This window comes from Pseudomonas sp. 2, from assembly GCF_056627435.1.
Genome location: NZ_JBWXNG010000003.1, coordinates 1 through 24,067 on the forward strand (window position 1 = coordinate 1; position 24,067 = coordinate 24,067).

General features: G+C 63.0%; 16 protein-coding genes. 6 read left to right on the forward strand and 10 right to left on the reverse strand.

Going from position 1 to position 24,067, the window contains the following annotated elements:
• The first annotated feature begins 133 nt into the window (after positions 1-133).
• Genes recC through recD form a run of 3 tightly spaced genes read left to right on the forward strand, consistent with a single transcriptional unit; the run spans position 134 to position 9,392 of the window.
• Positions 134-3,619, forward strand: coding sequence for an exodeoxyribonuclease V subunit gamma (recC, locus tag AC1MEK_RS05595; RefSeq protein WP_480395280.1), 3,486 nt, complete (start codon positions 134-136; stop codon positions 3,617-3,619).
• Complete coding sequence (gene recB / locus AC1MEK_RS05600; protein WP_480395281.1) at positions 3,616-7,314, forward strand: exodeoxyribonuclease V subunit beta; 3,699 nt, start codon at positions 3,616-3,618, stop codon at positions 7,312-7,314. The genes recC and recB overlap by 4 nt, the downstream gene beginning before the upstream one ends.
• A complete protein-coding gene (recD, locus tag AC1MEK_RS05605; protein WP_480395282.1) occupies positions 7,311-9,392 on the forward strand; it encodes an exodeoxyribonuclease V subunit alpha in 2,082 nt (693 codons plus the stop codon). The genes recB and recD overlap by 4 nt, the downstream gene beginning before the upstream one ends.
• 120 nt (positions 9,393-9,512) lie before the next feature.
• Here the strand turns inward: recD and AC1MEK_RS05610 are convergent, their stop codons facing one another.
• The 6 genes from AC1MEK_RS05610 to AC1MEK_RS05635 all read right to left on the reverse strand — a co-directional run bounded on the left by AC1MEK_RS05610 (position 9,513) and on the right by AC1MEK_RS05635 (position 15,725).
• Positions 9,513-9,794 carry a Rho-binding antiterminator gene (locus AC1MEK_RS05610; RefSeq protein WP_480395283.1) on the reverse strand — a complete coding sequence of 94 codons (282 nt, stop codon included), beginning with the start codon at positions 9,792-9,794 and terminating at the stop codon, positions 9,513-9,515.
• A 40-nt stretch (positions 9,795-9,834) separates the two neighbouring features.
• Positions 9,835-11,385 carry an amino acid ABC transporter permease/ATP-binding protein gene (locus tag AC1MEK_RS05615; RefSeq protein WP_480395284.1) on the reverse strand — a complete coding sequence of 517 codons (1,551 nt, stop codon included), beginning with the start codon at positions 11,383-11,385 and terminating at the stop codon, positions 9,835-9,837.
• A gap of 171 nt (positions 11,386-11,556) precedes the next feature.
• On the reverse strand, positions 11,557-12,360 hold the full coding sequence (locus AC1MEK_RS05620) for an ABC transporter substrate-binding protein (RefSeq protein ID WP_480395656.1): 804 nt from the start codon (positions 12,358-12,360) through the stop codon (positions 11,557-11,559).
• A gap of 59 nt (positions 12,361-12,419) precedes the next feature.
• Positions 12,420-13,484, reverse strand: a complete 1,065-nt coding sequence (locus AC1MEK_RS05625; RefSeq protein WP_480395285.1) for an isopenicillin N synthase family dioxygenase — start codon at positions 13,482-13,484, stop codon at positions 12,420-12,422.
• Positions 13,485-13,497: 13 nt separating this feature from the next.
• Positions 13,498-14,349, reverse strand: coding sequence for a sugar phosphate isomerase/epimerase family protein (locus tag AC1MEK_RS05630; protein ID WP_480395286.1), 852 nt, complete (start codon positions 14,347-14,349; stop codon positions 13,498-13,500).
• 428 nt (positions 14,350-14,777) lie between these two features.
• The gene (locus tag AC1MEK_RS05635) at positions 14,778-15,725 is read right to left on the reverse strand and encodes a LysR family transcriptional regulator (RefSeq protein WP_480395287.1); all 948 of its coding nucleotides are present in this window, start codon (positions 15,723-15,725) and stop codon (positions 14,778-14,780) included.
• A 263-nt stretch (positions 15,726-15,988) separates the two neighbouring features.
• Between AC1MEK_RS05635 and AC1MEK_RS05640 the strand changes: the two genes are divergently transcribed.
• The 3 genes from AC1MEK_RS05640 to mmsB all read left to right on the forward strand — a co-directional run bounded on the left by AC1MEK_RS05640 (position 15,989) and on the right by mmsB (position 19,913).
• On the forward strand, positions 15,989-17,311 hold the full coding sequence (locus AC1MEK_RS05640; RefSeq protein ID WP_480395288.1) for an MFS transporter: 1,323 nt from the start codon (positions 15,989-15,991) through the stop codon (positions 17,309-17,311).
• A gap of 33 nt (positions 17,312-17,344) precedes the next feature.
• Positions 17,345-18,871: a CoA-acylating methylmalonate-semialdehyde dehydrogenase gene (locus AC1MEK_RS05645; RefSeq protein WP_480395289.1), complete on the forward strand. Its 1,527-nt coding sequence runs from the start codon at positions 17,345-17,347 to the stop codon at positions 18,869-18,871.
• Between the two features lie 157 nt (positions 18,872-19,028).
• A complete protein-coding gene (gene mmsB / locus AC1MEK_RS05650) occupies positions 19,029-19,913 on the forward strand; it encodes a 3-hydroxyisobutyrate dehydrogenase (protein ID WP_480395290.1) in 885 nt (294 codons plus the stop codon).
• A gap of 532 nt (positions 19,914-20,445) precedes the next feature.
• On the opposite strand, the gene argH is transcribed toward mmsB, so the two are convergent.
• From argH to AC1MEK_RS05670, 4 genes are all read right to left on the reverse strand, one after another.
• Entirely contained in the window at positions 20,446-21,873 is a 1,428-nt protein-coding gene (gene argH, locus AC1MEK_RS05655) for an argininosuccinate lyase (protein WP_480395291.1), read from the reverse strand.
• Between the two features lie 144 nt (positions 21,874-22,017).
• Entirely contained in the window at positions 22,018-22,272 is a 255-nt protein-coding gene (grxC, locus tag AC1MEK_RS05660) for a glutaredoxin 3 (RefSeq protein WP_480395292.1), read from the reverse strand.
• 296 nt (positions 22,273-22,568) lie between these two features.
• Complete coding sequence (locus AC1MEK_RS05665; RefSeq protein ID WP_092409604.1) at positions 22,569-22,913, reverse strand: cupin domain-containing protein; 345 nt, start codon at positions 22,911-22,913, stop codon at positions 22,569-22,571.
• A gap of 63 nt (positions 22,914-22,976) precedes the next feature.
• Complete coding sequence (locus AC1MEK_RS05670) at positions 22,977-23,900, reverse strand: LysR family transcriptional regulator (protein WP_480395293.1); 924 nt, start codon at positions 23,898-23,900, stop codon at positions 22,977-22,979.
• Positions 23,901-24,067 lie beyond the last annotated feature (167 nt).

The following is a 24,067-nucleotide window of genomic DNA, read 5'->3' on the forward strand; positions in this document are numbered from 1 at the left end:
AAAGCGGTTGGGGTTTTGTTTTTGCGCACGAAAAGCTCTGACCATTCCTACACGTCCAGGCGCTGACTGCCGCTACAGGTCATCCTGTCCCTCTGTTAGTCTTCACCCTCTCCAAAACGCCAAGGAAGCAGCCATGCCGGTGACATCCAACCTCAACCCCGGGTTCATGGTGGTCCATGGCAATCGCCTGGATGAACTGCGCAGCCTGGTGGTGTCCTGGATGCGCCGCTACCCGCTGACGCCGCTGGAGAACGAAGTCGCGCTGGTACAGAGCAACGGCATCGCCCAGTGGCTGAAACTCGCCTTGGCTGAAGACGCACAGGACGATGACTCCGGTGGCTGCGGCATTGCCGCCGCCATCGACGTGCAACTGCCCGGCAGCTTCATGTGGCAGCTCTACCGCGCTGTGCTGGGCAAGGACGAGATCCCGGAAACCTCGCTGCTCGACAAGGCGCCGCTGACCTGGCGCCTCATGCGCCTGCTGCCGGCGTTGATCGATCAACCGCACTTCGAGCCGCTGCGGCGCTTCCTCACTGCCGACACCGACCTGCGCAAACGCTATCAACTGTCCGAACGCTTGGCTGACCTGTTCGACCAATACCAGGTCTATCGCGCCGACTGGCTGGAAGACTGGGCCCAGGGCAAACATCAGCTCAGAAACGTGCGCGGCGACATCACGCCACTCAAGCCCGAGAATTGCTGGCAGGCCGAACTCTGGCGCGCACTGCTGCACGACGTCGGTGCCGAAGGCATGGCCCAGAGCCGGGCGGGCGTGCACCGACGTTATATCGAACGCATCAACGCCCTGACCGAAGCGCCGGTGGGGCTGCCTGCGCGGGTGATCGTGTTCGGCATTTCCTCGTTGCCCGCCCAGGCACTGGAAGCCCTGGCCGGGCTCTCGCGTTTCAGCCAGGTCCTGCTCTGTGTGCACAACCCTTGTCGCCATCACTGGGCCGATATCGTTGCCGACAAGGACCTGCTGCGCCACGAATACAAACGCCAGTCGCGCAAGGCGGGCATGCCGGTGGTGCTCAACCCCGATGCCTTGCATCAGCACGCCCATCCCCTGCTTGCCGCCTGGGGCAAGCAGGGCCGCGACTACATCAACCTGCTCGACAGTCACGACGACCCCGACAGCTACCGCTCGGTGTTCCGCAACGGACGTATCGATCTGTTTAGCGAGAGCGATCCCCAGACCCTTCTCAACCAGTTGCAGGACGACATTCTCGAATTGCGTCCCTTGAGCGAAACCCGGGAATTGTGGCCTGCCGTGGACGTGAAATCAGACCGCTCGATCCGCTTCCATGTGGCCCACAGCGCTCAGCGCGAAGTCGAGGTGTTGCACGATCAACTGCTTGCGCGATTCAGCAAGGACCCCGAGCTGCGCCCGCGCGACGTGATCGTGATGGTCCCCGACATCGACAGCTACGCGCCGCACATCCGCGCGGTGTTCGGGCAACTGGATCGCGATGACCGGCGCTTCATCCCGTTCACCCTCGCCGACCAGGGCCAGCGCGGTCGCGACCCGCTGCTGATTGCCGTCGAGCACTTGCTGAAGATTCCCGACAGCCGCTTCCCCGTGAGTGAAATCCTCGACCTGCTCGATGTTCCTGCCTTGCGCGCACGCTTTGGCATCGACGAACGCGACCTGCCGACCTTGCATCGCTGGATCGAAGGCGCAGGTGTGCGCTGGGGGCTCAACGCCAGGCAGCGGGAAGGACTCGGCTTGCCCGAATCGCTGGAGCAGAACAGCTGGCACTTCGGCCTGCGGCGAATGCTGCTCGGCTATGCCGTTGGCGCAGGAACAGCCTATGACGGCATCGAACCCTATGACGAAATCGGCGGCCTGGACGCTGCACTGATCGGCCCGCTGGTGGCTCTGCTCGATGCGCTGCAAGTCGCGCACAATGAGCTCTCCCGCGCTGCGACGCCAGCCGAGTGGGGCGCGCGTCTGCAGGCACTGATGCGCCTGTTTTTCCTCGCCGACAGCGAGCATGACGACTACCTGCTGGGCCAACTGGAAACCCTGCGTGAGACCTGGCTCGAGACCTGCGAAACCGTTGGCTTGCAGGAAGAGCTGCCGCTCACCGTTGTACGTGAAGCCTGGCTCGCGGGGCTGGATCAGGGGCGTCTGTCCCAGCGTTTCCTCGCAGGTTCCGTGAACTTCTGCACCCTGATGCCGATGCGCGCGATCCCATTCAAGGTGGTCTGCCTGTTGGGCATGAACGACGGCGACTATCCGCGCGCGCAACCGCCGCTGGACTTCGACCTGATGGGCAGCGACTACCGCCCCGGCGACCGCTCGCGCCGTGAGGACGATCGTTATCTGCTGCTCGAAGCATTGCTCTCCGCCCGTGATCAGCTGTACATCAGTTGGGTCGGCCGCAGCATTCGCGACAACTCCGAGCGCCCCGCGTCAGTCCTGATCGGCCAACTGCGCGATCACTTGGCCAGTGGCTGGACGCTGGTCGGGGCGCAAGAACCCGAAGACGACAACAAGCGTGATCCCGGTCAGCAGTTGTTGCACGCCCTGACCCTCGAGCACCCGCTGCAACCCTTCAGCGCCAAGTACTTTCAGGAGAGTCTGGAGTACTTCAGTTTCGCCCGTGAGTGGCAGGTGCTGCACGAGGCTGCCAGCGAAGAGCGCGAACTCACGGCGCTGGAAAAACACGCGCAGGAAGAACCCCTGAGCTTGATGCAGTTGCAGGATTTTCTGCGCAACCCGGTCAAACACTTCTTCAGCCAGCGCCTGAAGATCTTCTTCGAAGTCGCCGAAGCGCCGCTGGCTGACGATGAACCCTTCGTGCTCGATGCGCTGCAACGCTATGGCCTGAGCGACAGCCTGTTGCAGGCGGCACTGATCGACCCTGATCACGCACAAAGCAGGCTCATCGCCCAAGCCATCCGCCTGCAAGGCAGCGGCCTGTTGCCCATGGCAGGGTTCGGCGAGCTGCTGCAAGACGAGTTGATCGAGCCGCTGCCCGAGCTGGTGCAGCGCTATCACGATCTGCTGCTGCGCTGGCCGCAGAAACTGCACAGCGCCACGTCAGTGAAGTACGAGCACCAGGGCGTCGCGCTCGACGGCTGGCTCGATGGCCTCTATCAGAATGCTCAAGGCGAGCTGCTGGCCGTGACTGCGATTCCCAACGCCATCGGCGGCAAGAAGTCGCGCAAATGGCATCGGCTCGGCAAACCCTGGGTCAATCACCTGGTGGCCTGCGCCTGCGATCTGCCGCTCACCACGGCGCTGGTCGCCAGTGACGAAACGCTGTTGTTACCACCGCTCGACGCCGAACACGCTCGGCGTACCCTGAACGACCTCTTGCTGGCCTGGCAGCAGGGCATGCAACGCCCACTGCCGGTCGCTATCAAGACCGCCTTCGCCTGGCTGGGCCAGACTGACGAATCCAAAGCCGAGGCTGCCGCGCGCAAGACCTACGACGGCGATGGCCAGAACATCGCAGGCGAGCACGCCGAAAGCACGGCGCTGGCCCGCCAGTTCCCGGACTTCGATGCGCTGCTGGAAAGCGAGGAGTTCGTCGGCTGGTGCGAGGCCTTGTACAAACCGATATACGACGCGCCCTGGCAGAGCCTGTCCGGCGAGGAGGCCAGCGCATGACTGACGCCCAACAACCCCTGGCGCTGCGCTTCCCGCTCAAGGGCAGCCAGCTGATCGAGGCCAGTGCCGGCACCGGCAAGACCTTCACCATTTCGGCGCTGTACCTGCGTCTGGTGCTCGGCCATGGCAGTGAGGTTTCGGGCTTTGGCCGCGAGCTGCTGCCGCCGCAGATTCTGGTGGTGACCTTCACCGATGCCGCGACCAAAGAGCTGCGCGACCGCATTCGCACGCGCCTGGCGGAAGCCGCGCGGTTCTTCCGCGACGAGATCGAGGCGCCGGATGCGCTGATCGCCGACCTGCGCAGCGAATTCGACCCTCAGGCGTGGGCCGGTTGCGCCAGCCGCCTGGACATCGCCGCGCAGTGGATGGACGAGGCGGCCGTTTCGACCATTCACAGCTGGTGTCAGCGCATGTTGCGCGAGCACGCCTTCGACAGCGGCAGCCTGTTCACCCAGAGCCTGGAGACCGACCACAGCGACTTGCTCGGCGAAGTGCTGCGCGATTACTGGCGCACGTTCTGCTACCCCATGACCGGCGATGTGCTGAGCTGGGTGCGCAACAACCTCAAGAGTCCCGCCGACCTGCTGCCGCGCGTGCGAGGCCTGTTTGGCCGCGAGCGCGATGAGATCACCCAGACGCCGTCGCAGTTGATCGAGCATTCCATTGAAGAGCGCCGTGCGGCCCTGGCCACACTCAAGGCGCCCTGGGCGAACTGGGCCGCCGAGCTGTACGCCATCTGCCTGGACGGCGTGAAGAACAAGGCCGTCGATGGCCGCAAGATGCAGGAGCGCTACTTCAAGCCCTGGTTCGACAAGCTCACGGCGTGGGCCAACGACGAAGCGGCAGAGCAACTGGATCTGGGCACCGGCTTTACCCGTCTGACGCCCGATGGCATCGCCGAAGCCTGGAAAAACAGCCCGCCTGCGCATCCCGCGTTCGACGCCATGTTTGGGCTCAAGGAAGCACTCGACACCCTGCCCACACCCGATGCCGCCGTGCTTGAGCATGCCGCGCAGTGGGTCGGTGCGCGCTTCGAGGAAGAGAAGCGTCGGCGCGCCGAGATGGGCTTCGACGACATGCTCTTGCGGCTGGATGCGGCCTTGCGCGGTTCGGGCGGCGATCGGCTGGCGACGCTGATTCGCGAACAGTTTCCAGTGGCGTTGATCGACGAATTCCAGGATACCGACCCGGTGCAGTACCGGATTTTCGACAGCATCTATCACCTGGAAAACAACGACGAAAGCACCGGCCTGTTCCTGATCGGCGACCCCAAGCAGGCGATCTACGCCTTCCGTGGCGCCGATATCTACACCTACTTGCGCGCTCGCACGGCGACTACCGGGCGCCTGCATACGTTGGGCACCAACTTCCGTTCCAGCCACGCCATGGTCCAGGCCGTGAACCATGTGTTCGTGCGCGCCGAAGAGAATGATCTCGGACGCGGCGCCTTCCTGTTCCGCAGCACTGAAACCAACCCAGTGCCGTTCCAGGCCGTGAACTCCCAAGGCCGCAAGGAGCAGTTCCAGGTCGATGGTGAGCAGGTTGCGGCATTGAACCTGTGGCAGCTGGAAAGCGATCAGCCGGTTTCAGGCACGCTGTACCGTCAGCAATTGGCCGCCAGTTGCGCCAGCGAGATCGTGCGCTTGCTCAACGCCGGTCAGCAGGGGCGGGCAGGCTTTGCCAAGGCCGGTGAGCCGCTCAAGGGCCTGCTGCCGGCCGACATCGCGATTCTGGTGCGCGACGGCAAGGAGGCGCAGGCGGTGCGCGCTGAGCTCAACGCCAGAGGCGTGCGCAGCGTTTATCTTTCGGACAAGGACTCGGTGTTCGCCGCGCAAGAGGCCCACGACCTGCTCGCCTGGCTCAAGGCCTGTGCCGAGCCCGACGCCGAGCGCACCCTGCGCGCAGCCTTGGCATGCATCACACTGGACCTGCCGTTGGGCGAACTGGAGTTGCTCAACCGTGATGAGCTGGCGTGGGAAAACCGCGTCATGCAGTTCCGCGAATACCGCCGCATCTGGCGCAGCCAGGGCGTGCTGCCGATGCTGCGGCGCTTGCTGCATGACTTCAAACTGCCGCAGGCGCTGATCCAGCGCAGCGACGGCGAACGGGTGCTGACCAACCTGCTGCACCTCTCCGAGCTGATGCAGCAGGCGGCCGCCGAACTGGATGGCGAGCAGGCGTTGATTCGCCATCTGGGCGAGCATCTGGCGATGTCCGGCCAGGCCGGCGAAGAGCAGATTCTGCGCCTGGAAAGCGACGAGCAATTGGTCAAGGTGGTGACCATCCACAAATCCAAGGGCCTGGAATACCCGCTGGTGTTCCTGCCGTTCATCTGCTCGACCAAACCGGTGGATGGCAGTCGCCTGCCGCTGCACTATCACGACGCCGAAGGCCATGCGCAGATCAGCCTGCAGCCCACCGAAGCGCTGATCGAACAGGCCGACGACGAGCGCCTGGCGGAGGACCTGCGCCTGCTTTACGTGGCCCTCACGCGAGCGCAGCACGCCTGCTGGCTGGGCGTCGCCGACCTCAAGCGCGGCAATACCAGTGGCTCGATCCTGCACCGCTCGGCGCTGGGCTATCTGCTGGGTGGCGGGCAACTGCTGGCTGACTCGACCGGCCTGGGCCAGTGGCTGCGATCGCTGGCAGAAGACCAGCCGACCGTCAGCGTGCACAGCGTGCCGGAACCCACCGCCGAGACCTTCAGTGCGCCGCGCAGCGAGGTCGCCTTGAGTAAGCCGCGCATGCCGCGGCGCAGTGCCAGGGAGAACTGGTGGATCGCGTCCTACAGCGCCTTGCGCATCGGCGACACCATCACTGACAGCGGCGATCAGTCCCCCGACAGCCCGCAGGCACAGAAGCTGTTCGACGACGAGCGTCTGGACCCCGAGGCGCCTCGCGAGACCCTGGTCAGTGGCGGCGATATCCACCGCTTCCCGCGCGGTCCCAACCCCGGCACTTTCCTCCATGGTCTTTTGGAGTGGGCCGGAGAGAAGGGCTTCGCGGCAGCCGCAAGCGATAGCGAGCGGCTGGAGAAGGTCGTCGCCCAGCGTTGCAACCGCCGCGACTGGACCGGCTGGATCAACACGCTGACCGACTGGCTCAAGCACCTGTTGACGATGCCGCTGCGCCTTGGCGAGGACGCGGCACCGGTGGCGTTGAGCGAGCTCGACCAGCCGAACCAGTACCGCGTCGAAATGGAGTTCTGGTTCGCCTGCGCCCGCGTCGATGTCGCGCAAATGGACGCGCTGGTGCGCCGCTACACCCACAACGGCGCGCCCCGTGCCGCCACCGACACCGTGTCGCTCAACGGCATGTTCAAGGGCTTCATCGACCTGACGTTCGAGCATCAGGGCCGCTATTACGTGGCCGACTACAAATCCAACTGGCTAGGTGTCGACGATGACGCCTACACCACTCAGGCCATGGAAAACGCCATTCTGGACAACCGCTACGACCTGCAATACGTGCTCTACCTGCTGGCGCTGCATCGCCAGCTCAAGGCGAGGCTTTCGGACTACGACTACGACCGGCACATGGGCGGCGCGGTCTATCTGTTCGTGCGTGGCAGCCAGTCGGCCAGCCAGGGCGCGTGGTTCACCCGGCCGCCACGGGAACTGATCGAAAGCCTGGACGCGCTGTTTCAGGGCCGTCCAGTCACCGGGGACGCCGTGTTGTCAGGAGACTTCGCATGAATCGCACCTTCGCCCATCTGCTGCCCACGCCGCTGGACGCTGAAAGCCTCGCTCAACTGACACCGCTCACCCGGGTGGACGATCTGCTGCTGTTGCTGGAGCGCTGGGTCGAGCGCGGCTGGCTGCGGGCGCTGGACAAAGCCTTCGTGGCGTTTCTCGCCGACCTCGATCCAGCGGCCGATTCGCTGGTGCTGCTGGCCGCTGCCTTGACCAGCCATCAACTGGGCCACGGCCATGTGTGCCTGGATCTGTATGAAACCCTGAAAGAGCCGGACTTTGCCCTGTCGCTACCGCCCGAGGGCGATCTGCTGTCCACGCCCATGTTGTTGCCCTCGGCGTTGCTCAAGGCGCTGGACGGCGCGACCTGGTGCCAGGCACTGGCCGAGAGTGTGCTGGTGGCCAAGGCCGGCGACGACAGCGCGACGGCGGCGCAAAAGCCTCTGGTGTTGTCTGACCGGCGCCTTTATCTGCGCCGCTACTGGAGCTACGAGCGGCGCATCGATGCGGCATTGCACGCGCGCCTGACGCAAGCCGAGCCCGCGCCGAATGATCTGCCTCAGCGGCTCGATGCGCTGTTCGGTCCGGCGAACCCCGACGCCGTGATCGACTGGCAGAAACTGGCCTGTGCGATCGCCACCCGTGGCGCCTTCAGCATCATCACCGGCGGCCCCGGCACCGGCAAGACCACCACGGTGGTGCGCCTGCTGGCGCTGTTGCAATCGCCTGCGGTGGAGCAGGGCAAGCCGCTGCGCATTCGTCTGGCGGCACCGACCGGCAAGGCGGCCGCGCGTCTGACCGAGTCCATCAGCCATCAGGTGCAGTCGCTGACGGTGCCTGAGGCGGTGCGCGAAAAAATCCCCAGCGAGGTGACCACCGTGCACCGCCTGCTGGGCAGTCGCCCGGGCACGCGGCATTTTCGCCATCACGCCGGCAACCCGCTACCGCTGGACGTGCTGGTGGTCGACGAGGCCTCGATGATCGACCTGGAAATGATGGCCAACCTGCTGGACGCCTTGCCGCCCCATGCGCGCATGGTGTTGCTGGGCGACAAGGACCAGCTGGCCTCGGTGGAAGCCGGTGCGGTGCTGGGTGATCTGTGCCGCGACGCCGAAGCCGGGATGTACAGCCCGCAGACCCAGGCGTGGCTGGAGTCGGTCAGCGGTGAAGACCTGAGCCGGGGCGGCTTGCAGGCGGGCGATCAGGGCAAACATGCGTTGGCCCAGCAGGTGGTGATGCTGCGCCATTCCCGGCGATTCGTCGCGGGCAGTGGTATCGGCCAACTGGCCGGGCGGGTCAACCGCCAGGAAGACAAAGAGGCCCGCGCGCTGTTCAGTGACAGCGGGTACAGCGACCTGCACGCGCTGACGCTCAAGGGCGAGCACGACACCAGGCTCGCGACGTTACTCCTGGAAGGGCGGGGGAAAGGATCGAAGGGCTACCGGCATTATCTGAGCCTCATGCAGGCGCAGCGGCCGCTGGACCTGACCAGCATCGAGGATCCGCGCTGCGTGCAGTGGGCGCGAGAGGTACTCAATGCCTTCGATGAGTTCCAGCTGCTGTGCGCCGTGCGTAAAGGCCCGTGGGGCGTCGAAGGCTTGAACCAGCGCATTACCCACATGTTGTTTGCCGCTGGGCTGATCGAGAGCGACCAGCAATGGTACGAGGGTCGTCCGGTGCTGATGACCCGCAACGACTACGGCCTGGGTTTGATGAACGGCGACATCGGCATTGCCTTGCGCTTGCCGGAAGGTGCGCCCGAGGAAAACCGCACAGCCTTGCGCGTGGCCTTCCCGCGTAACGACGGCAGCGGCGGGGTGAGGTTCGTGTTGCCGAGCCGGCTCAACGACGTGGAAACGGTGTACGCGATGACCGTGCACAAATCCCAGGGCTCGGAATTCGCCCACACCGCGCTGATCCTGCCCGAAGCCTTGAACCCGGTGCTGACCAAGGAGCTGATCTACACCGGCATCACCCGCGCCAAGAGCTGGTTCAGCCTGATCGAACCGAGGCAGGGCGTGTTCGAAGAGGCGCTGCGGCGCAAGGTCAAACGCCTGAGCGGGTTGATGCTGGAGTTGTGATGCCCCGCAAGGGTTCAGATTATCTGTGGGAGTGAGCTTGCTCACGAAGGCTGGCTTTCCGGTTCCTAAGGTGGGTGACCGAAATGAGCCTTTCGTGAGCAAGCTCACTCCCACAGGAGCTTATCGACCTTGGATTGCACAGAATGCATTCCCCAACTCCACCCGCCCGAAGCTCGCGCCTTCATCCAGCGGGGTGATGGCCGCCAGTTGGTCCAGTCGGATCTCCTCCAGGCCATCGGCGAACAGCAGAAACTCTTCCTTGCTCGGCGCTGTGCGGGTGGTCAGTGGTTTGCCTTCGAAGGTCGTGCCGTCGACCCGTTCGATCTTCAAGCGATACCCATGCATGCAGGCGATCTCCAGATAATCGTAGAGATCGCAGTTCAGCGGTTTGTAGCTGTCCATTTCAAGCTCCCGGGCTGTGTGGTGCTTGCACGATAGCCCTTCACGCCTCCTTGCGCACGGGCTCCTGCGGGACTATCACATTGTCGAGGCCCATGAACTTGCGCACTCGCTCGCCGCACTGGTCGGCCAGGATGCTCTGCGGCGCGGCATCGACCTGCACCACGCCGTTTTCCATGAAAATCACCCGGTCGGAAATCGACAACGCGAAATCCATTTCGTGGGTGACGATGAGCATGGTCATGCCTTCCTTGGCCAGATCGCCGATCACCTTCAACACATCGCCCACCAGCTCCGGATCCAGCGCCGAGGTGGGTTCGTCGAACAGCATGATCTGTGGGTCCATCGCCAGCGCCCGGGCAATCGCCACGCGCTGCTGCTGGCCGCCTGACAACTGGTGCGGGTACTTGTGGGCGTGGGCCAGCAGGCCGACCTTGTCGAGCAAGGCGTAGGCGCGTTGTTCGCTGAGGGTGCGGTCCTGGCCGTGATAACGCGGCGCAAGGGTCACGTTGTCGAGAATGGTCCGGTGCGGGAACAGATTGAAGCTCTGGAACACCATGCCGATGCGCTGCACGCCGCGGCGGATCTGCGGCGCGTTGTGATTGTCGCCGGCGCGGATAAAGCTGCCGCCGAACAGAATGATCTCGCCCTTGTCGATGCTTTCCAGGCTGTTCACGGTGCGGATCAGCGACGTCTTGCCCGAGCCCGACGGGCCGATGATCGAGATCACCTGACCGGCATTCACGTCCAGGTTGATGCCCTTGAGCACCTCATGCTGGCCGTAGCGCTTGTGGATGTTCACCAGTTGCAATGCAGGCGCCGAACCCGGGCCGCTGTCTGCCTGGCGCGCCCTGGCCGGCTGGCCGAGTACGCGGGCGCGCAGCAGGGTCAGGGCGCTGTCGTCCAGGGTTTGCGGCTTGCGGTTGTTCAGTTCCAGATGCTGTTCGAGCCAGTGAAACAGCCAGCCGAACACCGTCACGATCATCACGTAATACACCGCCACCGCCGACAGGGTTTCCATCACCAGGAAGTTCTGCGCGTAGAGGCGCTGGCCGACAGTGAGCAGCTCGGTCAGCGAAATCACCGACACCAGCGAAGTCAGCTTGACCACCGTGATGTATTCGTTGATCAGCGTTGGCAGCGAGATGCGAAAGGCCTGCGGGATGACGATCAGGCGCTGCATGCCGATCAGGCCGATGCCCAGCGCGCGCCCGGCTTCCTTCTGCCCGCGCGCGACCGAGATCAGCCCGCCGCGATGGATCTCGGCCATGTACGCCGCTTCAGTCACCACCAGTGCCAGCAACCCCGAATAGAACGGATTGGACAGCACCTCGCGGGTGACCGGAAACATCTGCGGCAAGTTGTAGGTGAACACCACCAGCACCAACAACGGCACGCTGCGGAAGAACCAGATATAAACGGACGCGGGCACGCTGATCCAGCGCGAGCTGGAGAGCTTGGCCGAAGCCAGCAGGAACCCCAGCAGCATGCCGATGAACCAGCCCAGCGCGCTGAGCTCGATCACCGTGACGCACGACTCCCAGAAATCCGAGACCGAGAACAGCGAAAAAAAGTAGGACCATTCGAATTGCATACGCACCTCAGGGGGCAAAACCTTGTGTGACGGACCAGGCCCCGTAGCAGCACGGCTTGCCGGCGGGGCGGTCTCGAGAACGCTCCCGCCGGCAAGCCGTGCTGCTACGGATCATCCATTCCTCGCGATCTGGGATTCACATCGCGATGGCGTAGGACGGACGCGCTCTGATCAGTTACTCGGCTCTTCCAGGTTGTACTTCTTCAGCAGCGCTGCGTACTCACCGGATTTCTTGGTCTCGTCGAACGCCTTGAGCAGCGCCTGGTACAGCTCGTCGTTGCCCTTCTTCACGTAGATGCCCAGGGTCTGCTGGTAGATCGAATGCTCGGTGCTGACCACCACGCGGCCCTTGGTGCGCTCGGCGATCATGCCCGCGGCGCCGTCGATCTCCACCTGCGCCTGCACGTTGCCGGACAGCAGCGCCTGGGTCACTTCAGGCGCGGACGGGAACTCGCTGACCGAAATCGCGCCCTTGTTGTTCGCCGCGCAGTACTCGGTGGACAGCTTGTTGAACTGGGCCACCCAGGTGGTGCCCTTTTCCAGGCCGATCTTCATGCCGCACAGGTCTTCCGGCACCTTGGGTTTCACCGGGCTGTCCTTGAGCACCATGATCGCAGCGCCAGTCTTGGCGTAGGCGATGGTCTGGGCCTGGGTCTGGCGCTCGGGAGTGATGTACATGCCCGAGATGATCGCGTCGTAGTGCCCGGCGTTCAGGCTCAGGATCAGGCTGGAGAACTTGGTGTCGACGAACTCGGGTTTCAGATCCATATGCTTGGCCAGCAGGCGCGACAGGTCCGGGTCGGCGCCGACGACATTCTTCTTCTCGTCGTAGGATTCGAACGGCGGGTAGGTGATCTCCATGCCGACCTTGAACTGGCCCGGCGTGACGGTGGTGGCGGCGTGGACAGCGGTCGCGCCCAACACGGCGGTGGCGAGAACGGTCATGCGGACTGCAGTGTTCAGGGTATTGCGCATCGTCGGTGACTCCACGTCAGGAAGGTAAGGCACGGTGTGTTTGTGATTTTTCTGCGGCATCAGGAAGCGTCCTGTGCCTGATTCTTCAAGTGGCCGAAGCTCGAAGGCTTGCGGGCTTTTTCGTAGAGCTTGAGCTCGCCGCTCTCGACCTTGCGCCGCAGGTACTGGTAGGTCTGCAGGGCCTGGCCGAACATGTGCTCGCCGATGGTGATCGCTTCGTATTCCTTGTTCCCCGTATCGAAGGCAGGGAGTGGTTTGATCTGAGTGTGGAAGTCGCAGGCGAAGAACAGCGGGAAGGAATAGCGCTCCTCGCTGACCGTACGCACCCTGTGGGCCGTAGCAACGAACGTACCAGCGGTCATCACCTCCAGCATGTCGCCGATGTTGACCACGAAGGCGCCTTCAACCGGTGGCGCATCGATCCACTGGCCCAGGTCGTTCATCACCTCAAGGCCGGGCTTGTCGGCCAGCAGCATGGTGAAGCACTCATAATCGGTGTGTGCACCAATACCGGGCGCGTCCTGGGCGGCGCCGTCGAACGGGTAATGAATCAGCCGCAGCTTGGACGGCGGACGCGTGACCATCGCCTCGAAGTAACCTTCCTCCAGGCCCAGCGCCAATGCGAAACCATCGAACAGTCGACGGCCCAGCGCGAACACGGCGGCGTAATAGGCCTCGACCGCCGGGCGAAAACCGGGCAGGTCTGGCCATTCGTTGGCGCCGATCAACGGCGTCTTGGCGATCACCAGTGGATCTTCATCGCCCACCTCGAAACCGATGTCGAAGGCTTCCTTGTGATCGGGTTTGCCCTTGGCGTACACCTCTTCGCCTTCCGGCACGAAGCCCTTGTGGCTGCGCGAGGTGCCGATGTAGTGCTGCATCTTGTATTCGAGCGACTGGGCAAACAGGTCCTTGGCTGCCTGGCGCAACCCGGCGATCAGCGCAGGGTCAATGCCGTGGTTCTTCACGTACAGAAAGCCCACTTCGCGCGCCGCCTTGCCCAGCTCATCGGCCACCGCCTGACGCTGGGCGAGATCCGCGCTGAACAGGCCGGCGATGTCCACTACCGGAATGCTGCTGAAATTGGCCACCTTCTGGGCCGCTGCTTGAGACTGATCAGGCATGGCGAAACGCTCCTTATCGGCTTGTTGTATGCGTGAAACGCTTGAAGTGTTCACGTTCGGTGCGGCCCATCCACACGTTCAGCGACCACAGATCGGCCACCGGCACGTTGGTGAAAGGCAAGTGATGCAGATAGCCGTCGGCGCCGAATTCCGGGGTCAGGGTGGTGACCTGATAACCGCGCGCCTGCTGGGATTTCCAGATTGCCTCCCAGTGCTGCTGATGGAAGGCCAGCTCTCTGGCGCGTTCGGGACCGGCGGGGTGAGGGACCTGTGGGCCCTGGTCGTAACCGACACGGGCCTGGATGTGATGCACGCGCTCGACGAAGGCGCTGAGGTCGTCCTCCGGGTCATCGAGCAGGCGCTCGCAAGTCACGATCCAGTGGCTGATGTCGCTGGTGAAACGCAGATCCGGTAACTGGCGGATCAGCTCAAGAGTGACCCACGGGTTGAACAGCGAACGGGCGCGATGGGTTTCGAAGGTGACGGTCTGGCCGTGCTTGCGCGCCAGCTCCAGGGCCTGGCCGAAGAAGTCGACCTGCTGCGGCAACTGCCAGCGATCATTGCCCGCCAGCACGTTGACGAAGCGCGGCGCCAGTTCGGTGGACCAGGCGAGTTTCTTTTCAAGGTCGGTAAGGTGTTCGGCGGTGGTCGCCGATTGTTCGGGCAGGACGTCGTAGGCGGTAAACACCGTGGCGATGTAAGGCAGGTGGTTGGCCCGCAGAAAGGCGCCGAACTCGGCACGCTCGACGGGCGTCAGCGGCAGGCGCGCTTCCATGCCATCGAACCCGGCTTCCAGCAGCTCGTCCAGTGCCTGAGCCTTGCTGGCGGTGTAACCCCACATCGTGCGGAAGATTTCCAGTTTCATCGAGCGTCCTCAAAGATTGCATCTTGCGATTGACCTGACCTGCTATGGCAAAGCTTCGCCCCGGCGCGAGCCGAAACGGGGTACAGCGGCAGTCACATCTGAAAAAGGCAATCTTCGGGCCGGGTCTCTGCTGGACGGGCTCCTTTATTGGAGCCGATCTTAGGGGCGGCCGATGAACGGAAAGAATAGGAAAGCTCAAATGCATAGTTCAGAGATTTCTAAACTATGGTGGCGAGGTGCGATCTAGACGTCAGCTCAGTCATTTATCGATTCTGTGGGAGTGAGCTTGCTCACGAATACAGGATTATGTTCGCCAACGGCGGTGCGGATGTACGGAGCGCTTCGTGAGCAAGCTCACTCCCACAGGTCAACGCATCTCGTCCGGTCAACGGTGTTGTTCAGAAAGCACGCAGGAAGGTTGATGAGTCTCAATCGATAAACGTCATGCCCCGGGTTTCCCCCAGCAAAAACGCGTGATTGCGCTCCGTCACCTCTCGGATGTAATCCCACAACAAAATGATCCGCTTGAGCTTCCTCAGGTCCTCCCGGCAATACATCCAGAATTGGCGAGTGATGTTCACCTGCGGCTCTAGCACCGGCAGCAGCCGCGAATCCTGGGCCGCCAGAAAACACGGCAGGATTGCCAGCGCCCGGCCTTGCAGTGCGGCGACGTACTGGGCGATGACGCTGGTGCTGCGCAGCGGGGCGTGGGCGCCGGGGAGCAGGTTGTTGAGGTACAGCAGCTCGTTGCTGAAGGTCAGGTCGTCGACGTAGCTGATGAACGGGTGCTCGGCCAGATCCTCGACGCTGTTGATCGGTGCGTGGCGGTCCAGATATTCCTGAGTGGCGTAGAGGCGCAGGTTGTAGTCGCACAGTTTGCAGCACACGTAGGGCCCGTGTTCCGGGCGCTCCAGGGCGATGACGATGTCGGCTTCGCGCTTGGACAGGCTGATGAAGTGCGGCAGTGGCAGGATGTCCACGGAAATCGCCGGGTAAGTGGCAGTGAAGTGGCTCAGTTGCGGGGTGACGAAGAAGCTGCCGAAGCCTTCGGTGCAGCCCATGCGCACATGGCCCGACAGCGCGACGCCGGTGCCTGACACCTGCTCGCAGGCGATGTGCAGCGTGCTTTCGATGGACTCGGCCGAGCCCAGCAGGCGCTGGCCTTCGGCGGTCAGCACGAAGCCGTTGTTGCGCGACTTCTCGAACAGCAGCGTGCCCAGCGATGCCTCCAGCGAATTGATCCGCCGCGACACAGTCGTGTAATCCACCGCCAGGCGCTTGGCCGCCGAGCTGGCTTTGCGGGTACGGGCCACTTCCAGAAAAAACTTCAGGTCATCCCAGTTCAGCGCGCTCAGGGAGGTGATGTTTTTTTGCATGTTGGACCTGCTTTTATGTGCGTTCTTGTTAGAAGTTTGCACATCTATACTCCGAAGCACGGACCAAACCAACTCTGGACCTGTGGGAGCCGGCTTGCTGGCGAAAGCGTTCGGTCAGGCAGCGCGATGTCGAATCATCCATCGCATTCGCCAGCAAGCCGGCTCCCACGGTAGGTATTTCAACTCAATAACGAGACCAATCTTTCAACGCACCACCCACACGCCATAACACCCTGCACAACAATAAATAAGCGGAGGAGTTTATGAAGAACGCTATACCGGCGGATGCTGGCGCACTCGATGCCAGCGCCGCTAAAAGCAAGACCAAAGCCTATCGCCTCGCGGGCGCTGCGAGCATGGCCGGGACGACCATCGAGTGGTACGACTTTTTCCTCTACGGCACGGCCGCCGCGCTGATCTTCAACAAAATCTTCTTCCCCGCACTGGACCCGATCATCGGTGTGCTGGCGGCGTTCGCTACCTACGCGGTGGGCTTTCTCGGACGGCCCTTGGGCGGCATCGTCTTCGGCCATTTCGGCGACCGCATCGGGCGCAAATCCATGTTGCTGTTCACGCTGATGCTGATGGGGATTCCGACCATCATCATCGGCCTGATCCCCACCTATCAGCAGATCGGCTACTGGGCGGCGGTGATTCTGGTAGCGATGCGCTTTCTGCAAGGCATGGCCGTCGGCGGCGAGTGGGGCGGGGCAGTGTTGATGGCCGTCGAGCATGCCCCCGAAGGCAAGAAAGGCTTCTATGGCAGCCTGCCTCAAACCGGTGTCGGCGCGGGGCTGGTGCTGGCCTCGCTGGCCATGGCGATGGTCGCCAAACTGCCTGAAGAAGACATGCTCAGTTGGGGCTGGCGGATTCCGTTTCTGGCCAGTGTGGTGTTGCTCGGCGTGGGCTGGCTGATTCGCCTGAAAGTCCCGGAGTCGCCGGACTTCGAGAAGCTGAAGAAGGACAACATCGCGGTCAAGGTGCCGCTGCTCAAGGTGTTCCGCGATCACCCCAGGGAGACCCTGACCATCATCGGCGCGCGCACCGCCGAGAACGCCTGGTTCTACATGTCGGTGACCTTCGCCCTGGCCTATGCCGCCAACCAGTTGCAGATCCCCCGCGCCGATGTGCTGGGCGCGATCACCGCAGGCGCGGCGCTGTCGCTGGTGACCATGCCGCTGTGCGGGCACATCTCTGATCGGGTCGGGCAGAAGCGCCTGTACTTCGCGGGCCTGCTGTTGCTTTGCGCTTTCGTCTATCCGTTCTTCGCCATGCTTGGCACCCGCGATCCGGTGCTGGTGTGGTGGGCGATGGTGCTGGCGGTGGGCGTGGTCTTCCCGATTCTCTACGCCCCTGAATCGCTGCTGTTCGCCCGGCAGTACCCGGCAGAAATCCGCTACAGCGGCATTTCGGTTTCCGTGCAACTGGCCGGCGTGCTGGGCGGCGGTTTCGCGCCGATGATCGCCACCCAATTGCTGGCCATGGGCGGCGGCAGCCCGCATTACGTGATCGTGTATCTGGTGGGCATGGCGCTGGTGGCGCTGGTCTGCACCGCATTGATGAAGCGCGATCCAGCGCGCCGGTAGAGATCGTCTACCGCTTTGAATGGAGAACCTGTAATGAACGTTTCCCTCAACAAGAACAACACCACCGTGACCCGCGTGAAAATGCTGATCGACGGTGAATGGGTCGAATCGCAAACCTCTCAATGGCTGGACGTGATCAACCCCGCCACCCAGCAAGTGCTGGCCCAAGTGCCGTTCGCCACCGGTGCTGAAGTCGACGCTGCCGTTGCCGCCGCGCACAAGGCCTTCAAGACCTGGCGCGATACGCCCATCGGCGCGCGCATGCGCATCATGCTCAAGCTGCAGGCGCTGATCCGCGAGCATTCCAAACGCATCGCCGTGGTGCTCAGCGCCGAGCAGGGCAAGACCATTGCCGACGCCGAGGGCGACATTTTCCGTGGTCTGGAAGTGGTCGAGCACGCCTGCTCCATCGGCACCCTGCAAATGGGCGAGTTCGCCGAGAACGTCGCAGGCGGCGTCGACACCTACACCCTGCGCCAGCCGCTGGGCGTGTGCGCGGGCATCACCCCGTTCAACTTCCCGGCGATGATCCCGCTGTGGATGTTCCCGATGGCCATCGCCTGCGGCAACACCTTCGTCCTCAAACCGTCCGAGCAGGACCCGATGTCGACCATGCTGCTGGTGGAACTGGCCGTGGAAGCGGGCGTGCCCGCAGGCGTGCTCAATGTCGTGCACGGCGGCAAGGAGGTGGTGGACGCGATCTGCACGCACAAGGACATCAAGGCGATTTCCTTCGTCGGTTCGACTGCCGTCGGCACCCACGTGTACGACCTGGCGGGCAAGCATGGCAAGCGCGTGCAATCGATGATGGGCGCCAAGAACCACGCCGTGGTGCTGGCCGATGCCAATCGCGAGCAGACCCTCAACGCCTTGGTGGGCGCGGGCTTCGGTGCCGCCGGGCAGCGCTGCATGGCGACCTCGGTGGTGGTGCTGGTGGGTGCGTCGAAGCAGTGGATTCCCGATCTCAAGGCGCTGGCGCAGAAGCTCAAGGTCAACGCCGGGAACGAGCCGGGCACTGACGTGGGGCCGGTGATTTCAACACGTGCGAAGCAGCGGATTCTCGACCTCATCGAGACCGGGGTGAAGGAAGGCGCGACCCTGGAACTCGATGGCCGCGATATCAAAGTGACGGGTTACGAGAGCGGCAATTTCGTCGGCCCGACCCTGTTCACCGGCGTGACCACGCAGATGCAGATCTACACCCAGGAAATCTTCGGTCCTGTGCTGTGCGTAATCGAAGTCGACACGCTGGATCAGGCCATCGAACTGGTCAACGCCAACCCGTTCGGCAACGGCGTGGGCCTGTTCACCCAGAGCGGTGCGGCGGCGCGCAAATTCCAGAGCGAAATCGACATCGGCCAGGTGGGCATCAACATCCCGATTCCGGTGCCGGTACCGTTTTTCAGCTTCACCGGCTCGCGCGGTTCCAAGCTGGGGGATCTTGGGCCATACGGCAAACAGGTGGTGCAGTTCTACACTCAGACCAAGACGGTCACCAGTCGCTGGTTCGACGACGACAGCGTGAATGACGGGGTGAACACGACGATCAATCTGCGCTGATCAATACGACCAGGCGCTGAAGAACCTTGTGGGAGTGAGCTTGCTCGCGAATGCGGTGTGTCAGGCGACGGATACGTCACAGACAAATTGCATTCGCGAGCAAGCTCACTCCCACAGTGGGGCGGTGCACGGGTCTGAACTGGACAAGGAGAACACCATGAAAATCGCATTCATCGGTCTGGGCAACATGGGCGCGCCGATGGCGCGCAACCTGATCCGGGCCGGGCATCAGTTGCATCTGTTCGACATCAATCAGCAGGTGCTCAAGGAACTGGCCGAACTGGGCAGCCGCATCAGCGATTCCCCCAAACATGCGGCGCAGGACGCGGAACTGGTGATCACCATGTTGCCAGCGGCCTCACACGTGCGCGCGGTCTACCTCAACGATGACGGCGTGCTGGCAGGCATCGCTGCCGGGGTGCCCGCGGTGGATTGCAGCACCATTGATCCGCAGACCATCCGCGACGTGGCCGCCGTGGCTGCCAAGCAGGGCGTGGTGGTGGGAGACGCGCCGGTATCGGGCGGCACGGGCGGGGCGCAGGCGGGGACGCTGACCTTCATGGTCGGCGCCAGCCAGGCGCACTTCACCCAGCTCAAGCCGATCCTGGCGCAGATGGGGCGCAACATCGTGCATTGCGGCGAGGTCGGCACCGGGCAGATCGCCAAGATCTGCAACAACATGCTGCTGGGCATTTCCATGATTGGCGTGTCCGAAGCCATGGCCTTGGGCGACCGACTGGGGATCGACACGGCGATTCTGGCCAACATCATCAACAGCTCCACCGGGCGCTGCTGGAGTTCGGAGATGTACAACCCCTGGCCCGGCATCGTCGAGACTGCGCCGGCGTCGCGGGGCTATACCGGCGGCTTCGGTGCTGAGCTGATGCTCAAGGACCTGGGTCTGGCCACCGATGCGGCGAAGGCCGCGCACCAGCCGGTGATCCTTGGCGCGATCGCCCATCAGCTGTATCAGGCGATGAGCCTGCGCGGAGATGGCGGCAAGGATTTCTCGGCGGTGATTGAGGGCTACCTGAAGAAATAGCAAGGGAAGTAACGGCTCGTCTGCGCCACGCCTATCTGCGGACGTTGCCGATGAACTGTGGGAGTGAGCTTGCTCACGAAAGCGGATGTCCGGCCGCTCGATATGCAGCGGCTGTAAAGGCTTCTTCGTGAGCGAGCTCACTCCCACAATCCAAGGTCGGTGTTTGAGTCGATGAACTGTGGGAGTGAGCTTGCTCACGAAAGCGGATGTCCGGCCGCTCGATATGCAGCGGCTGTAAGGGCTTCTTCGTGAGCGAGCTCACTCCCACAATGCAGGGTCGGTGTTTGAGTCGATGAACTGTGGGAGTGAGCTTGCTCACGAAAGCGGGTGTCCGGCCGCTCGATATGCAGCGGCTGTAAGGGCTTCTTCGTGAGCGAGCTCACTCCCACAATGCAGGGTCGGTGTTTGAGTCGATGAACTGTGGGAGTGAGCTTGCTCACGAAAGCGGATGTCCGGCCGCTCGATATGCAGCGGCTGCACGGGCCTCTTCGTGAGCAAGCTCACTCCCACAAGACAGGGTCGGTGTTTGAATCTAGCCTCTCGGGCCGCTGTAGTCGCGGGCCCACTGCTCCTGCGCCAGCAGCTGCTGTTTGAACCTCCCGATCTGCTCGGCCACCCGCGCCGGCGATGTGCCGCCCCAACCACTGCGCGCCGCCAGTGCGGCCTCCAGCGTCAGGGCCTGCAGCACCTGGGGCGTCAGGCGCGCGTCGGTCTGGGCCAGCATCTGCGGCGTCAATTGTTCCAGCCCGATATCCTGCGCTTCGCACAACTGCACCAGTTGCCCGGTGATCTCGTGCGCTTCCTTGAACGGCACGCCGCGAACCGCCAGCCAGTCGGCGATTTCGGTGGCCAGGGTGAAACCCAGCGGCGCCTGGCGCAGCAGTTCTTCAGTGCGCACGTTCATCGTCCGCACCATGCCGGCGAAGGCAGGCAGCACCAGATTCAGCGTGTCCATGGCGTCGAACACCGCATGCTTGTCTTCGGCCAAATCCCGGTTGTACGACAGCGGCTGGGCCTTGAGCACCGCTAGAATCGCTGTCAGCGAACCGATCAGGCGGCCCGACTTGCCGCGAGCCAGTTCCGCGATGTCGGGGTTTTTCTTCTGCGGCATGATCGAGCTGCCGGTGGCGTAGGCATCGTCCAGTTCGACCCAGCGAAATTGCCGTGAAGTCCACAGGCAGAATTCTTCTGCCATGCGCGAAATGTTGATGCCCAGCATGCTGGCGCAGAACAGGAACTCGGCGACGTGATCGCGGCTGGCGACGGCGTCGATGGAGTTCTCGCAAGGGCTGGCGTAACCCAGCTCCTTGGCTGACGCCTGCAGATCCCGCGCGATGGCCGAACCGGCCATGGCCGCAGCGCCCAGTGGCGAAAGGCTGAAACGACGGTCCCAGTCCTGCAGGCGCTGGATGTCCCTGGAAATTGCTTGGGCGTGAGCCATCAAATGGTGGGCGAAGACAATGGGCTGCGCCTGCTGCAGATGGGTGAAACCGGGTGCGATGGTGTCGATGTGCTGCTCGGCCTGGGCCACCAGCGCCTGTTGTAGTTCCAGGATCGACAGCGTCAGGGCACGGATCTGATCGCGCAGAAACAGGCGCATGTCGTTGGCGGTCTGGTCGTTGCGCGAACGCCCGGCCCGCAGCTTGCCACCCAATGCGCCGAGGCGCTCAGTGAGCAGGCGTTCAATGAAGGTGTGCACGTCTTCGTCGGCAGCGATAGGCGCGACCTTGCCGGCGGCGAAGTCGTCCTTGATCGATTCGAGGCAGGCGATGATGGTGCGGGTTTCCTCGGCGCTCAAGAGGCCTGCGCGCTCCAGTTCATGGGCGTGGGCGCGGGAGCCTGCGACGTCGTAGGGCGTCATGCGGAAATACACCGCCGGCGAGCGCGACAGGTTGGCCATGGCATCGGCCGGACCTGATTTGAACCGCGCCCCCCACAGGCGCTCAGTGGCATCGGACATCAGCATTCTCCCTCGGATAGGTGGAGGACCGATCCTAGGAAAATCCGCCGGGCGGGGACATGGTTCAAATGGCAAGTGGACTTGGCAGAAATGGAAAGCTGGCAGCGAATCAACGCGCGATTGCGTTGATTCGCTGCCACGAACTCAAGCGTTCAGCAGCCCATTCAACTCACCCTTGCGCTCCAGCAGCGCCATGTCATCGAAACCGCCGACATGATGATCGCCGATGAAAATCTGCGGCACGGTGCGACGGCCGCTGCGTTTCATCATGATCTCGCGCTGCTCGTTCGAGGTCTGCACGTTGATTTCGTTGTAGCCCACGCCTTTGGCCTTGAGCAGGTTCTTGGCGGCCACGCAGTAGGGGCAGGTGTTGGTGGTGTAGATCGTGACTTGCGACATGACAATGAACTCCGTCGGTCGGCCTTTGTGCTGCTTGAGGCCCGGAAAATGAAGTGAACAGCCGGATCGGGCTGCTCGGTACGTGTTTCATGTTATGACCGAGGGTAAGTCTTGTTGCGTCTGAAAGTCTCATTGATGCGTTCAATCGTCTCAATATCATCGAGACGTCTGAACGAGAGAGTATGGCTCCCGGAGCAGCACGGCTTGCCGGCGAGGCGGTATGTCTGCGACGAAAATATCGCTTGACACACCGCCCCGCCGGCAGGCCGTGCTGCTACGGAACTGCGTCGGTTCAATCAGGCGAACACGAAATACTTGCGCACGGTCTCGACCACTTCCCAGGTGCCTTTCATGCCTGGCTCGATGATGAACTTGTCGCCGGCTTTCAGGTGGATCGGCTCTTTTCCTTCAGGGGTGATGATGCAGTAGCCTTCCTGGAAGTCGCAGTACTCCCACTTCACGTACTCCACGTACCACTTGCCCGGGGTGCAGATCCAGGTGCCCATGATCTTTTCGCCATCGGCGCTGGTGTAGGCGTTGAGGTTGACGGTGTGCGGGTCGCCGCCGATGCGCTCCCATTTGCAGGCGTCGACGACGGGCAGTGGCGTGGTGTCGCGAAGAACGATGATCGGGTTGCTCATGACAGCTCCAGAGAGGGGTGGCGAAAAGTTGCGCTCGCGTACCTTAGGGGCGTCGTTGGACGGTCAGTTGTCTGTGCTCGACATCGGGGTGTCCATTAACGCAGTTTCTGCGCTCAGATGACGCACCAGCGCCTTGGCGTATTCGGGCAGCGCGGCGAAATCCGGCGCGCAGAGCAGCAGCTTGCGATCGGCCCAGCGTTCGCTCAATGCCAAACTTTTCAGCTGGCTGGACTGGGCGAAGCGTTCGACCGCAGCGCCAGGCACCACACCCAACCCCGCACCGTGCATGACCATGCGCATCACCCCGTCGAAGCTCTCGGCGCGCACCCGGGTTTTCAGGCGGCGGCCCAGGTGCAGCGCCTGTTCTTCCAGGTAGATTGCCATGGCGCTGTTGACGCCAAGGCCGACGAATTCGTACGCCAGCGCCTGGCTGAAACGCACCTCGTCGAGCTGCGCCAGCGGGTGGTCGGGCGGCATGATCAGGTTCAGCGGGTCGGCGCAGAAGGGCAGGGTCTGCAGGTCGGTGGCGTCGACGGCGTTGGAGATGATGCCGATGTCCGCCGTGCCGTGGCGCACCGCGTGGAGGATGCGCAGGCTGGGCTGTTCCTCCAGGTTGATGTCGATGTTGGGGTGGCTGGCGAGAAAGTCCGCGAGGCGCTCGGGCAGGTATTCGCTCAGCGCCGAGGTGTTGCACAACAGGCGAATCTGACCCTTGAAGCCTTGGGCGTAATCGGTGAGGTCGGCCTGCAGGCGCTCGACCTGACGCAGGATCAGCCGCGCATGCTGAGCCAGCGCCTTGCCCGCAGCGGTGGGCGTAACACCGCGTCGGCCGCGTTCGAGTAGTGCAATTCCCAACGCAGATTCCAGCCCGCGAATCCGCGCACTGGCCGAAGCCAGGGACAGATGGCTCAGCGTGGCGCCGGCGGTGATATTGCCTGCTTCGCTGACATTGAGGAAAAGCTTGAGGTCGATGAGATCGAGAGGCATGTGTGCTGGACCTGTAGGAGCGAATTCATTCGCGAAGATCGTTCAGGCAATAAATTTTTGTCGGATGTTCGGGCCATTCGCGAATGAATTCGCTCCTACAGGTGTAAATCGCTGTTGGACCGAGAGACTCTGTTAAAAACGAAGGCTGGCTCAATATATCGCAGATT